Origin of the sequence: Streptomyces sp. NPDC048612 (assembly GCF_043199295.1) — a bacterium.
Lineage (GTDB): Bacteria > Actinomycetota > Actinomycetes > Streptomycetales > Streptomycetaceae > Streptomyces.
This window is the reverse complement of the sequence record NZ_JBICVV010000038.1, coordinates 33,201-45,392: the sequence shown is the minus strand read 5'-3', so window position 1 is coordinate 45,392 and position 12,192 is coordinate 33,201. Positions and strand designations below refer to the sequence as shown.

Below are 12,192 nucleotides of genomic sequence, written 5' to 3'. Positions count from 1 at the left end.
CAGTCCGGAAACCCTGCCCCGGAGGCCCGTCACCGCACCCGACACCCACCCGCCCGCCGCAGGCGCAACGGCGGAGCCACCCGCAAACACCACCCCAGCCCACGCCCCGCGCAGCGGACCCGAAACAGCGCGAGGTCCCACGGCGGGAAAGCCGACAACGTGGGCCGAAAGCAAAGCGCAGCCGAAACGGCTACTTGAGGCAAAGGCAGAACGGATGCCCCGCCGGGTCCAGGTACACCCGGAAGTCGCGGAGTCCCTCGTCCCGTTGGACGAGTTCCGCGCCGAGGGCGAGGACCTTCCGCTCGGCCTCGTCGATGTCCGCGCGGGAGACGTCGAAGTCGAGATGCAGCTGCTGCGGCACGTCCTGGCCGGGCCACTGCGGTGGGCGGTAGCCGGTGACCGCCTGGAAGGCCAGCGTGCGGCCGGTGGGGCCGGCGATCTCGATCCACTCGTCGTCGCCTCCGGTGACCTGCCAGTCGAGCATCTCGGCGTAGAAGTTGGCGAGCGCCCGGGGGTCGGGGCAGTCCAGTGCGACGACACCGAGCTTGATCAGGCCCATGGCGTTACCTCCTGATGGCTTCAACCAGTAACCTCGTTACCGCATGATGGCGGGATGTCGGTAACGTGGCAAGGGTGACTTCCCGAACGGCGCCGGAATCCCTGCGCGCGGTGCAGGATCTGGTCAACACCCTCGATGTCGAGACCGGCGAGGACGCGCTGACCGCCGACGGCGGTCCCGGCGCTTTTCTGCGTGCGCAGGGTGTGGCGGAACCCGCCCCGGGGCGGGGGGAGCCGGCGGTGCTCGGGGAGCTGCGGGAGGCGCTCCGGGAGGTCTGTCTGGCGCACACCGCCGGGACCGCCGTACCCGCGGAAGCGGCCGGGACGCTGGACCGGCTGCTGGCGGCCGCGCCGCTCGTCCTGGCCATGGCGCCCGACGGCGGCGCCGCACTGCGCCCGGCTCCGGGGCTCGGCGCCGTCGCGCAGTTCACCGCCCGGATCGCCGCGGGGATCGCGGCCGCGGTCGCCGACGGGACGTGGGTCCGGCTCAAGGCGTGCGAGGCGCACGACTGCCGCTGGGTCTTCTACGACAGGAGCCCGGCCGGCCGCAGCCGCTGGTGCACCATGGCGGTCTGCGGCAGCCGGGCGAAGATGCGGACCTACCGCGCCAGGCGCGGCAGGTCCGAGTCCGGGTAGCGGGCTACGCCTGGGGGCGGCCCAGTGCGCGGTAGGTCCAGCCGGCCTTGCGCCACAGCGCCGGGTCCAGGGCGTTGCGGCCGTCCAGGATGCGGCGCTCGGCGACCACCTCACCCAGGGCGGCCGGGTCCAGCTCACGGAACTCGCGCCACTCCGTCAGATGCAGCACCGCATCCGCGCCGCGCACCGCCTCCAGCGCACTGTCCGCGTAGGCCAGCGTCGGGAAGAGCCGCCGGGCGTTCTCCATGCCCTTGGGGTCGTAGACCGTGACCTGGCCGCCCTGCAGGTGGATCTGGCCGGCGACGTTGAGCGCGGGGGAGTCGCGGACGTCGTCCGAGTCCGGCTTGAAGGTCGCACCCAGGACGGCGACGCGCTTGCCGAGGAAGCCGCCGCCGACCGCGTCGCGGGCCAGCTCGACCATGTGGCCGCGGCGCCGCATGTTGATCGAGTCGATCTCGCGGAGGAAGGTCAGGGCCTGGTCGGCGCCGAGTTCGCCGGCGCGCGCCATGAAGGCCCGCAGGTCCTTGGGCAGGCAGCCGCCGCCGAAGCCGATGCCGGCCCGCAGGAACTTCTTGCCGATCCGGTCGTCGTGCCCGATGGCCTCGGCCAGCTTCACCACATCGCCGTCGGCGGCCTCGCAGACCTCCGCCATCGCGTTGATGAAGGAGATCTTGGTCGCGAGGAAGGAGTTGGCGGAGGTCTTCACCAGCTCGGACGTCGGGTAGTCCATGACGATGAACGGCGAGCCCTCGGCGATCGGGCCGGCGTACACCTCGCGCAGCAGCTCCTCGGCCCGTGCGCTCGCCACGCCGGCGACGATCCGGTCCGGGTGCAGGGTGTCCTTGACGGCGAAGCCCTCGCGCAGGAACTCCGGGTTCCAGGCCAGCTCGGCGGCCTCACCCGCGGGGGCGGCCGCGGCCAGCCGCTCGGCGAGCCGGGCCGCGCTGCCCACCGGCACCGTCGACTTGCCGACCACCAGCGTGGGCCGGGTCAGATGCGGCGCCAGCGCGTCGAAGGCGCTGTCCACGTAGCTCATGTCGCAGGCGTACTCGCCGTGCTTCTGCGGGGTGTTCACGCAGACGAAGTGGACGTCGCCGAAGGCCCCGGCCTCCTCGTAGGAGGTGGTGAAGCGCAGCCGGCCGCTCGACCCCTCGATGCCGGCGACATGGCGGCGCAGCAGGTCCTCCAGACCGGGCTCGTACATCGGGACCTCGCCCCGCTGCAGCATCTCGATCTTCTCGGGGACCACATCGAGCCCCAGCACCTCGAAGCCCAGCTCGGCCATGGCCGCGGCGTGGGTGGCGCCGAGGTAGCCGGTGCCGATCACGGTGATCTTGAGGGGCATGGACGCTCCAAACAGGCGGTGCGGCGCGAAGTGCCGGCTTGAGGGGCGGGGGGTGACGGGTGGGCATGGAGAAAACGGCGCTGGCCGAGCATAGTCGGGAGGGGAATGACCGCCCCAGCTGTGCGGGCGGTGCCGGTGTAACTGTCGGCAACCTCACGTATCCGCAGCCGGGATCGGCGCCTAGAATCCGGAGAGGTAACGGGGTTACTTAACGGTAGTTAGCACACTGGTAGTCAGCTCACAGGGGAGTGAGAAACCTTGGCGGGAACCGCTGATTTCGATCTGTACCGGCCGTCCGAGGAGCACGACATGCTCCGCGAGTCGGTGCGCTCGCTCGCCGAGGCGAAGATCGCGCCGTTCGCCGCCGCGGTGGACGAGGAGGCCCGCTTCCCGCAGGAGGCGCTCGACGCGCTGGTCGCCAACGACCTGCACGCCGTCCACGTACCGGAGGCCTACGGCGGGGCCGGTGCGGACGCGCTGGCGACCGTCATCGTGATCGAGGAGGTCGCCCGCGTCTGTGCGTCGTCCTCCCTCATCCCGGCAGTCAACAAGCTCGGCTCGCTGCCGGTGATCCTCTCCGGCTCCGAGGAGCTGAAGGCGAAGTACCTGGGCCCGCTGGCCAAGGGCGACGCGATGTTCTCGTACTGCCTGAGCGAGCCGGACGCCGGTTCGGACGCGGCGGGCATGAAGACCAAGGCCGTCCGCGACGGCGACCACTACGTCCTCAACGGCGTCAAGCGCTGGATCACCAACGCCGGCGTCAGCGAGTACTACACGGTGATGGCCGTCACCGACCCCGAGAAGCGCTCCAAGGGCATCTCGGCGTTCGTCGTCGAGAAGGGCGACGAGGGCGTCTCCTTCGGCGCCCCGGAGAAGAAGCTCGGCATCAAGGGCTCCCCGACCCGCGAGGTCTACCTCGACAACGTCCGGATTCCCGCCGACCGCATGATCGGCGCGGAGGGCACCGGCTTCGCCACCGCCATGAAGACCCTGGACCACACCCGCATCACCATCGCGGCCCAGGCGCTCGGCATCGCCCAGGGCGCCCTGGACTACGCCAAGGGCTACGTCCAGGAGCGCAAGCAGTTCGGCAAGCCGATCGGTGACTTCCAGGGCGTCCAGTTCATGCTCGCCGACATGGCCATGAAGGTGGAGGCGGCCCGTCAGCTCACCTACGCCGCGGCCGCCCGCTCCGAGCGGATATCGGCCGGCGGCAAGGGCGAGGACCTGACGTTCTTCGGCGCGGCGGCCAAGTGCTACGCCTCGGACGCGGCCATGGAGATCACCACGGACGCCGTCCAGCTGCTCGGCGGCTACGGCTACACCCGTGACTACCCGGTCGAGCGGATGATGCGCGACGCCAAGATCACGCAGATCTACGAGGGCACCAACCAGGTCCAGCGGATCGTGATGGCCCGCAACCTGCCGCAGTAAGCCCGTACGGACGGCAGAGGGCCCCGGACCGCAGCTGCGGTCCGGGGCCCTTCGTGCGTGCGGTCAGCTGCTGCTGACGGTGACCTTCTCGTCGTTGTTGAGCTGCTGCACCAGCTGCTGGAGCTTGGCCTTGTCCCAGACCAGGTTGCCGCCGTTGCTGCCGGAGGTGGGCATGTTCATGGACTTGCCCTCGCCGCCGGTGACGCCCTTCATCGCGAAGAACATCTCGCCCAGGCTCCACAGGCTCATGTCCTTGTCGACGACGAGCGTGTCCAGGCCGGCGCTCATCGTCGGGTAGAGCTTGAAGGGGTTGAGGACCGTGGCGGGGGTGGCGGTCTGGCTCGCCAGCGTCGCCAGGAACTTCTGCTGGTTCTTCGTGCGGTCCAGGTCCTGCTGGGCGAAGGCGTGCCGGGTGCGGACGTAGGCGAGCGCCTGCTGGCCGTTGAGGGTCTGCTTGCCCGCCGGGAAGTCGGCGCCGGAGTCCTTGTCCTTGATCGCCTTGGGCAGGTCCATCTCGACGCCGCCGATGGCGTCCACGATGTTGGCGAAGCCGGCGAAGCCGATCTCGACGTAGTGGTCGATGTGCAGCTTGGTGTTGTACTCGACGGTGCGCACCAGCAGCTCGGGGCCGTCCTCGGCGTAGGCCGCGTTGAGCTTGGTGTGGCGGCCGGTGCCCGGGTACTTCTTGCCGGAGTCCGAGCCGACGAAGGACGGTATCTCCACGTCCGAGTCGCGCGGCAGGGATATCAGCGTCGGGCCGTTGCTGCCGTCGTGCAGGATCATCATCGAGTCGGTGCGCTTGCCCTCGGCGGAGCCGGTGTGCAGCTTGCGCTTCTGCTCGGCGGTCATGCCCTCACGGCTGTCGGAGCCGACGATGAGGTAGTTCGTGCCGTCGCCGGTCTCCGGACGGTCGATGACCTTGCTCAGGTCGACCTTGCGGCGGAGCTTGCCGTCGGCCCAGAAGTAGGTGGCGACCGAGGTCACCGCCAGTACGGCGACCAGGGTGATGACCGTCCACTTGATCCGCTTGCCCCAGCGGGGGCGCGGCCGGCCGCCGCCCGCGCCGTAGCCGTCGCCCTGGCGGCCGCCGCCGCCCCGGCCACCGCCGTAGACCTGGCCGGTGTTGTAGCCGTCGTCGTAGGAGTCCTCGTAGCCCTGGGACTGCTGCGGCGGGACGGTCGCACCCCTGCGCGGGGACATCGACGCCGGCATCGGAGGCTCGTTCCGCTGATAGCCGGGGCCTGCGTCGCGCCGCACCTGGGGCATGGAGCGCGCACCCTCCGGCTCGGAGCTGCCGCTGCCGTATCCGTACCGGTTGCCGTTCTGGTCGCCGTTGGGCCACTCATTCATACGGGGAAGTGTGCCTCCCGCGACGGGCTGCTCCATAGAGCGGGTGCGGGATCGGGCCAGTGCTGTTGCAGAGCTGATGCAAAGCCACGGCGCCCTTCCGGCGCATACCAGAAGCGGACATGACCATTCCGACCTGCACGAATGGAAGCAACCATTCCGGATGGATTCCGGCGGGGACGGTGAGACCTGTGTCACGGACCTGCGCAAACGGCGAGACCAGTCTCACGATCCGGGTGGGACGGGTGCCTCACCGGTGCCGCTTAGGCTGGTTCGCATGACCGAACTCGTCACCGACACCCCCGAGGACGAGGCGGTGGGCAAGCCCACTTCCGTGTCCCGCATCACGCTCAGCCACATCATGACGGCCGGCGACACGAACCTTCTGGGAACGGTGCACGGCGGCGTGATCATGAAGCTCGTCGACGATGCCGCGGGCGCGGTGGCCGGACGCCACTCCGGCGGGCCGGCCGTCACCGCCTCCATGGACGAGATGGTCTTCCTCGAACCCGTCCGCATCGGCGACCTCGTGCACGTCCGCGCCCAGGTCAACTGGACCGGCCGCTCCTCCATGGAGGTCGGCGTACGGGTCCTGGCCGAGCGCTGGAACGAGTCCACCCCGGCCCAGCAGGTCGGCTCCGCCTACCTCGTCTTCGCCGCCGTCGACGAACAGGGCAGGCCCCGCCGGGTGCCGCAGGTGCTCCCCGAGACCGAGCGGGACAAGCGCCGCTACCAGGAGGCGCAGATCCGCCGGACGCACCGCCTCGCCCGGCGCCGCGCGATCATGGAGCTGCGCGAACGGCGCGCCGCGGAAGGCCTCGACGACGCATAGCGGCCACCCCGCGCTGCGCGGCCAGCGCCAGCCCCGTACCGATCGCGGTGCCGGCCGCCGCGCAGATCACATCGTCGACATCGGCGATCCGCCCGGCCCGCATCAGCAGCTGCGCCGTCTCGATGGCCAGGCACAGGCCCACGCCCATGAGGAAGGTGCCGGCCGCCGAGGTGCGCGGCGCGGCGAACCGCAGCAGCAGCGGTGCGGGCACGAACAGCGCCGCGTTGGCGATCTGCCGCCGCACCAGCATCGCCAGCTCCCCGGGCTCCAGCTGGGCGCCCAGGTCGAACAGCCCCTCACCGGGCCGCCACCACACCGTCGCGTCCCCGGAGCCGACCGGCTGGCTGGGCGCGAGCGTCGCCAGCAGGAGCAGCAGCAGCCAGCCGCCCAGCAGCACGCGGGCCGTGGTGCGCGGGACCCCACTGTCGGGGACGAGCGCCGCCCACAGGGCGAGCGCCGCCGCCGCCCCCAGCGCGAGGACCAGGAAGAGCGCCACCGTCGCGGGGGTGATGCCCAGCACAACCTGCCACACAGTGCGCCCCTTTCAGGACATCGCGAACTTCCCGGGCGTCCCGGACATCAGCTGCAGCTCCATTTCGTGACGTAGAACGTCTCGCCGCGCTCCATGACGCCCCGGATGCACTCGTCCGCGAGCATCTCCACCCGGCCGCTCAGCGCGACGGCGCCGCCCTGGGTCCGCCGGGTGCCGAACCAGCCGGGGAAGGCGGTGATCCGGTCGTTCTTGCGCTGGTAACCGAGCCGCACGATGATCTCGTCGGCACCGGCCGCCGGCCCGTGCCGCCGGTAGGTCGCGGCGTACATCCCGTCGGCCCCCACCGGCCCCCGCAGACACAGCTGGCCGTTCACCAGCTCCCCGCAGCCGGTCGGCGCGGGGGGCGCCGGCGGCGCCGCGGCGACGGTGACCGCGACCAGGAACAGCGCGGCGGCGGCCACCGTGACCCGGCGGGCACGGCCGCGGGCGTCCGCACGGCGGGCGGGCGGCCCGGGCAGGGTGCGGCGGGGCGCGGGGACACTCATGCCGGCGCCCCGCTCCGCCCGGCCCGGCGCGCGCCGGGCGGGCAAGGTCCGCTGACGCGCCCCCGCCGGACCCCCGTGCTGCGCTCGCTCATGGGCACACCGCCTCGTCCCCGGTGATCGCCGAGATCCGGCCCGGCTTCTGCGGTGGCTCCTCGGCCCGTACCCGCTGCACCCCGGCGTGGTTCCGGCCGACCGTCACCTGCATCACCGGCCCCCGACCGGCCGCCGGACGCAGCTCCGCGCCCGGCAGCGCGGCGGCCAGCGAGCGGGCCGAGCGGTCCCAGCGCGGGTCGTAGACGATCACCGTGCGGGGCACCGCGCCGAGCGCCGAGTTGCCGGGGGCGCCGGTGGTCGCGAAGCCGGTGGCGCGCAGCTCGCCGGCGACCGTCGCGGCCTGCCCGGCCCGGCCGCTGCCGTTGTCGACCCGCACCTGGACCTGGCCCGGCGGGATGTCCACCACCCTGGCTCGCGGCTCCTCCCGGTCCCGGGGCACGGCGATCGGCCGGTCCTCGCGGATCGCCCGGAAGAGCTTCGGCGCCTGCACCGGGTCCCAGCGCACCGTCGAGCCGACGCCCGGCACCGGCTGGGCCACGTCGCCCAGCGGCACGGACGTGAACTCCGAGGACGACGGGGTGAAGCCGCGCATCGCCTGCCCGAGGTCGACCAGGTCGTTGGCCCCGAAGCCGGAATCGGCCCGTACGGACCGGAGCATCGTGTCGGCGACGTCCCTGAAGCGGATGGGGTTCATCAGCACTCCGGAGGAGGTGAGCTTGTGGATGAGGGCGGCCAGGAAGCGCTGCTGGCGCTGCATCCGGCCGAGGTCCGCGGAGCCGTCCACATGCCGCGCACGCACGTACTGGAGCGCCTGGCCGCCGTTGAGCCGCGACCTGCCGACCGGCAGATTCAGTCCGGTGAAGCTGTCGCGCAGCGGCCGCACGGTGCAGATCTCCACCCCCCCGACCGCGTCCACGCTCCGCATGAAGCTGGTGAAGTCGACCTCCAGATAGTGGTCGATGTGCACCCCCGTCATGTGCTCGACGGTCCGCACGGTGAGGCTGGGGCCGCCCTCGGCGTAGGCCGCGTTCAGCTTGATGGGGTGCTGGGCGCGCTGCCGGCCGGTGACGGCGTCCCGGTGCGCGGGGACCTCCGCGTAGGAGTCGCGGGGCAGGCTGACCACGCTGGCGCGGTCCCGGTCGGCGGAGAGGTGCACCAGCATGAGGGTGTCCGTGCAGTGACAGGGCGCGCCGCCCAGGTGGTACTTCTGCTTCTCCGCCGCGGTGAGCCGGTCCCGCCCGTCCGTGCCGACGACCAGGAAGTTCAGCCCGTCGCCGCCCCCGGGCCGGTTGCTCATGCCCTTGAAGGCGTCCACCCGGCCGATGCCGCTCTCCACGCCGGTGACCACGGCGTGCCCGACACCGCTCGCGGCCAGCAGCAGCACGGACGCGACGGCGCCGATCCGCACCCCCCAGCGCGGGCCCGGCGGGCGCCGGCGCACACCGGGCCGGGCGGCCCGGCGCCGGGCCGGACGGGGGGAGCGGAACGGCGCGGTCACGGGGGACACCTCCGCGGCTGGACGGGCGTACTCGGGGCCCGGCGGGGGAGCGGGGCAGGAAAAGGGGAGAAACAGTGATCAATCCGACGAGGGCACCGTAGGTCGATACGATCGGCTGCACAGCGTCACACGCCGGGCACCCGGCGCCCGGCCACCCGGCTGCGTCCGGAGGCGTCGCCCATTCGCGGTAACGTGAGGCGCGATTCTGCAGTCTCCCGGCGGGCGCTGCCGCCGCTGGCGGCTCCGCCACGGGCCGTCCCCCCGAGGAACCATGCCGCAGCAGCAGCCCCCGGCCGTCTCCGTGATCATGCCGGTGCTCGATGAGGAACGACACCTGCGCAATTCGGTCCGGCACATCCTGGAGCAGGAGTACGCCGGTGAGATGGAGGTGGTGATCGCCCTCGGCCCGTCCACGGACCGTACGGACGAGATCGCCGCCGAGCTCGTCGCCGAGGACGCCCGGGTGCACACCGTGCCCAACCCCACCGGCCGCACCCCCGCCGCGCTGAACGCCGCGATCAAGGCGTCCCGGCACCCGATCGTGGTGCGCGTCGACGGCCACGGCATGCTCTCGCCGAATTACATCGCCACCGCGGTGCGCCTCTTGGAGGAGACCGGCGCGGCGAACGTCGGCGGGATCATGCACGCCGAGGGCGAGAACGCCTGGGAGGACGCGGTCGCCGCCGCGATGACGTCCAGGATCGGCGTGGGCAACGCCGCCTTCCACACCGGCGGGCAGGCCGGTCCCGCCGAGACCGTCTACCTCGGGGTGTTCCGGCGCGAGGCGCTGGAGCAGCAGGGCGGCTACAACGAGGAGTTCATCCGCGCCCAGGACTGGGAGCTGAACTTCCGCATCCGGGAGGCCGGCGGGCAGATCTGGTTCTCGCCCGAGCTGCGGGTGCAGTACCGCCCGCGGCCGAGCATCAAGGCGCTGGCCAAGCAGTACAAGGACTACGGCAAGTGGCGCCATGTCGTCGCCCGCTACCACGCCGGTTCGATCAACCTGCGCTACCTCGCGCCGCCGACCGCGGTGTGCGCCATCGCGGCGGGCCTGGTGATCGGTGCGGCCGTCACCCCCTGGGGCCTGGTCGTCCCGGCCGGCTACCTCGCCGCCATCACCGCGGGCTCGGTGCCGGCCGGCAAGGGCCTGTCGCTCAAGGCCCGCGCACAGATCCCCCTCGCCCTGGCGACCATGCACATGGCCTGGGGCACGGGCTTCCTGACCAGCCCCCGCTCCCTCGCCAAGAAGGTCATCGCCAGCCGCCGCCCGGCGGTCATGAGCGCGGCGGCGGGCGCCGAGTAGCCGGGCGCCGCAGGCTCGTGGGGGCGGCCGCCAGGGCCGCTTGCAGCGCCGTCACGGCCGGGCCGCGGAGGCTCTCACGGCCGGCCGCGGAGGCTCTCGTGCCCGGCCGCGGAGGCCGTCCACGGCCCTGCGCCGATGCGTCGGCGCGGAAACCTCCCCTCTACACCCGCCCACCCCCCGAAGGGGGGTGGGCGGCGGGGAAAAAACCACCCCGGGAAAACCCACCCGGGGAAAGCGGGGAAAGCAACGAGCAGCGCCGCCCGCAACCGAGCGCCCGCCCGGAACGAGCAACACCCGCCCGGAACGGACAACACCCGCCCCGCGCCCGCGCCCCGCCCAGAAGGCGGACGCCCCCGCCCAGAAGGCGGACGCCCCCCCTCGCCTAGAAGGTGTACGACGGATTCACCTTCATGCAGGCCTTGGTGTCCTCGCCGTTGAGCGCGTCCGCGCTGTCCGGGGCCTTGTCCGCGCCCTTCTCGTCACCCTGCTCCGGGTACGCCGTACCGGTCCGCCAGTCGTTGCCGACCACCAGCCGCATCCCGGTGGCCGAACTCGACTCCCGGACCGCGCTCTTGGGCAGCCCGAGCGCCTTCGCCAGCGCCAGGGCGTCGCCCCGCCGCTCCTTGTCCCGGTACGTGAGCGTGGTGTCGGCCTGCGTGGTGAGCGCGGGGTCGGTGCCGGCCGCCGCGTAGCCCAGGCCGGCCAGCTGCTGCTGGACGGCCGACGCGCGGCCGGAGACCGGGCCGTTCACCGTGCTGTTGGTGCCGTTCTGCACCATGACCTTCAGCTGGTCCTTGGGAGTTGACGGCTCGGGGGCCGGAGTGGGCTTCTTCTTCCTGTCCTTGCCGTCCAGCGCGGTGTCGTTGCGCAGCAGCCCGAAGGTCGCCTCCGCGTCGCCGGGCTTGGGGACGACATACGACTCACCGGGGCCGTACTGCCAGGGCATGGTGACCATCGTGATGCGCTTGGTCGGCACCCGGCTGAGGTCGCCGCCGAGGTCGTAGAGCTTCTTGACGGTGTCGAGCCCGTCGTCGACGGTCAGCGCCTTGGTCGCGGCCTCCGCCAGGTCACGCAGCTGGCCCGGGTCGGAGAGCTTGGTGCCGGCCTTGAGCTGGCGGACCATCGAGTTCATGTACATGTGCTGGGCCTTGGCCCGGCCGATGTCGGTGTTGTCCTCGAAGCCGTAGCGGGTGCGCAGCCACTGGAGGGCCTGGACGCCCTTGACGGAGTGGGTGCCCTTCTTCAGCCGCAGTCCGCTGCCGTGGCCCTTGCTGTCGTGCGAGTAGATGTTGTTGTCGACGCACACCGGGACACCGCCGATGGCGTCGGCCATGTCCACCACACCGCCGAAGTCGACCATCATGAAGTGGTCGACGTAGATGCCGGTCAGCTCCTGCCAGGTGGCGAGGGTGCAGCCCGGACCGCCGTGCTGGAGCGACTGGTTGATGGCCGCGGAGGTCTGCGGGAAGACTTCGTGGGTCTTCGGGTCGGTGCAGCGGGGGATCGTCACCCGGGTGTCGCGCGGGATGGAGATCACCGACATGTTGCTGCGGTCCGCGGAGACGTGCACCAGCATCTGCACGTCGGCGAGCGGCTTGCGGTCCGCGTCCTGCCGGGCGCCGCCGAGTTCGATGTTCTTGGCGTTGTTCCGGCCGTCGGAGCCCAGCAGCAGGATGTTCAGCGGGCTCTGTCCGAAGGCGTTGGGGTCCGGCTTCTTCAGGCCGCCGCCGCCCAGGGAACGCGGGGCCTTGCGGAGGTTGGCGTTGAGGTGCTCGTAGTACCAGTACCCGGCACCGGCGCCGCCCGCTATCAGGACGGCGACGGTGAGGGCGGTCCAGCGCAGCGCCTTGCGGCCCTTGCGGCGCGGCTTCCCGTCGGCGGGGTGCCCGGGGTGCCCGCCGTCGGCGGGCACGTCAGCGTCGCCGGCCCCGTCCGCTGCGGGCACGGCGACGCCTTCCGGAGGCGTCCAGCCGGGCGCGTCCGGGGGCAGCCCCTTGTCCTCGTAGAGGCTGCCGTCCCGTTCCGGTTCCTGCCCGTCGGGCGTGCGTCTCCGACGCGACCGGTCTCCACGCACACTGCTCTGCCCCATACGGCCCTCTCCCCGTTGTCCCGGTGGTGCGCTCGGCGCCTCGGCGGGGCGGCCGTTC

Annotated in this window: 11 protein-coding genes; 4 read left to right on the top strand and 7 right to left on the bottom strand. The window is 72.1% G+C overall.

From position 1 onward, the window contains the following. Positions 1 to 190: 190 nt before the first annotated feature. A complete protein-coding gene (locus ACGFN2_RS34380; protein ID WP_362610331.1) occupies positions 191 to 559 on the bottom strand; it encodes a VOC family protein in 369 nt (122 codons plus the stop codon). A 74-nt stretch (positions 560 to 633) separates the two neighbouring features. Here ACGFN2_RS34380 and ACGFN2_RS34375 point away from each other — a divergent pair, with 74 nt between their 5' ends. Continuing rightward, positions 634 to 1,194 carry a CGNR zinc finger domain-containing protein gene (locus ACGFN2_RS34375; protein ID WP_393366771.1) on the top strand — a complete coding sequence of 187 codons (561 nt, stop codon included), beginning with the start codon at positions 634 to 636 and terminating at the stop codon, positions 1,192 to 1,194. A 4-nt stretch (positions 1,195 to 1,198) separates the two neighbouring features. On the opposite strand, the gene ACGFN2_RS34370 is transcribed toward ACGFN2_RS34375, so the two are convergent. Beyond that, positions 1,199 to 2,539, bottom strand: coding sequence for a UDP-glucose/GDP-mannose dehydrogenase family protein (locus ACGFN2_RS34370; RefSeq protein WP_362610336.1), 1,341 nt, complete (start codon positions 2,537 to 2,539; stop codon positions 1,199 to 1,201). A 258-nt stretch (positions 2,540 to 2,797) separates the two neighbouring features. Here ACGFN2_RS34370 and ACGFN2_RS34365 point away from each other — a divergent pair, with 258 nt between their 5' ends. Further along, entirely contained in the window at positions 2,798 to 3,973 is a 1,176-nt protein-coding gene (locus ACGFN2_RS34365) for an acyl-CoA dehydrogenase family protein (protein WP_362610338.1), read from the top strand. A 63-nt stretch (positions 3,974 to 4,036) separates the two neighbouring features. Here ACGFN2_RS34365 and ACGFN2_RS34360 read toward each other — a convergent pair whose 3' ends face one another. After that, a complete protein-coding gene (locus ACGFN2_RS34360) occupies positions 4,037 to 5,323 on the bottom strand; it encodes an LCP family protein (RefSeq protein WP_393366768.1) in 1,287 nt (428 codons plus the stop codon). 274 nt (positions 5,324 to 5,597) lie between these two features. Here ACGFN2_RS34360 and ACGFN2_RS34355 point away from each other — a divergent pair, with 274 nt between their 5' ends. Beyond that, positions 5,598 to 6,152, top strand: a complete 555-nt coding sequence (locus ACGFN2_RS34355) for an acyl-CoA thioesterase (protein ID WP_362610342.1) — start codon at positions 5,598 to 5,600, stop codon at positions 6,150 to 6,152. Here the strand turns inward: ACGFN2_RS34355 and ACGFN2_RS34350 are convergent. From ACGFN2_RS34350 to ACGFN2_RS34340, 3 genes are all read right to left on the bottom strand, one after another. Further along, entirely contained in the window at positions 6,103 to 6,684 is a 582-nt protein-coding gene (locus ACGFN2_RS34350; RefSeq protein ID WP_362610343.1) for a VanZ family protein, read from the bottom strand. The two genes, ACGFN2_RS34355 and ACGFN2_RS34350, sit on opposite strands and share 50 nt — an antisense overlap. Before the next feature lie 47 nt (positions 6,685 to 6,731). Beyond that, positions 6,732 to 7,190, bottom strand: a complete 459-nt coding sequence (locus tag ACGFN2_RS34345; RefSeq protein WP_362610344.1) for a hypothetical protein — start codon at positions 7,188 to 7,190, stop codon at positions 6,732 to 6,734. A gap of 88 nt (positions 7,191 to 7,278) precedes the next feature. After that, on the bottom strand, positions 7,279 to 8,742 hold the full coding sequence (locus tag ACGFN2_RS34340; RefSeq protein ID WP_393366765.1) for an LCP family protein: 1,464 nt from the start codon (positions 8,740 to 8,742) through the stop codon (positions 7,279 to 7,281). A gap of 271 nt (positions 8,743 to 9,013) precedes the next feature. Between ACGFN2_RS34340 and ACGFN2_RS34335 the strand changes: the two genes are divergently transcribed. Further along, positions 9,014 to 10,045 carry a glycosyltransferase family 2 protein gene (locus ACGFN2_RS34335; RefSeq protein ID WP_362610348.1) on the top strand — a complete coding sequence of 344 codons (1,032 nt, stop codon included), beginning with the start codon at positions 9,014 to 9,016 and terminating at the stop codon, positions 10,043 to 10,045. A 382-nt stretch (positions 10,046 to 10,427) separates the two neighbouring features. On the opposite strand, the gene ACGFN2_RS34330 is transcribed toward ACGFN2_RS34335, so the two are convergent. Further along, a complete protein-coding gene (locus tag ACGFN2_RS34330) occupies positions 10,428 to 12,134 on the bottom strand; it encodes an LCP family protein (protein WP_393366763.1) in 1,707 nt (568 codons plus the stop codon). Positions 12,135 to 12,192: the final 58 nt, after the last annotated feature.

Excerpts from the sequence above, each read along its gene's own strand:
- ACGFN2_RS34380 (WP_362610331.1), bottom strand. The coding sequence starts at position 559 with ATGGGCCTGATCAAGCTCGGTGTCGTCGCACTGGACTGCCCCGACCCC.
- ACGFN2_RS34370 (WP_362610336.1), bottom strand. The coding sequence starts at position 2,539 with ATGCCCCTCAAGATCACCGTGATCGGCACCGGCTACCTCGGCGCCACC.
- ACGFN2_RS34360 (WP_393366768.1), bottom strand. The coding sequence starts at position 5,323 with ATGAATGAGTGGCCCAACGGCGACCAGAACGGCAACCGGTACGGATAC.
- ACGFN2_RS34355 (WP_362610342.1), top strand. The coding sequence starts at position 5,598 with ATGACCGAACTCGTCACCGACACCCCCGAGGACGAGGCGGTGGGCAAG.
- ACGFN2_RS34345 (WP_362610344.1), bottom strand. The coding sequence starts at position 7,190 with ATGAGTGTCCCCGCGCCCCGCCGCACCCTGCCCGGGCCGCCCGCCCGC.
- ACGFN2_RS34335 (WP_362610348.1), top strand. The coding sequence starts at position 9,014 with ATGCCGCAGCAGCAGCCCCCGGCCGTCTCCGTGATCATGCCGGTGCTC.
- ACGFN2_RS34330 (WP_393366763.1), bottom strand. The coding sequence starts at position 12,134 with ATGGGGCAGAGCAGTGTGCGTGGAGACCGGTCGCGTCGGAGACGCACG.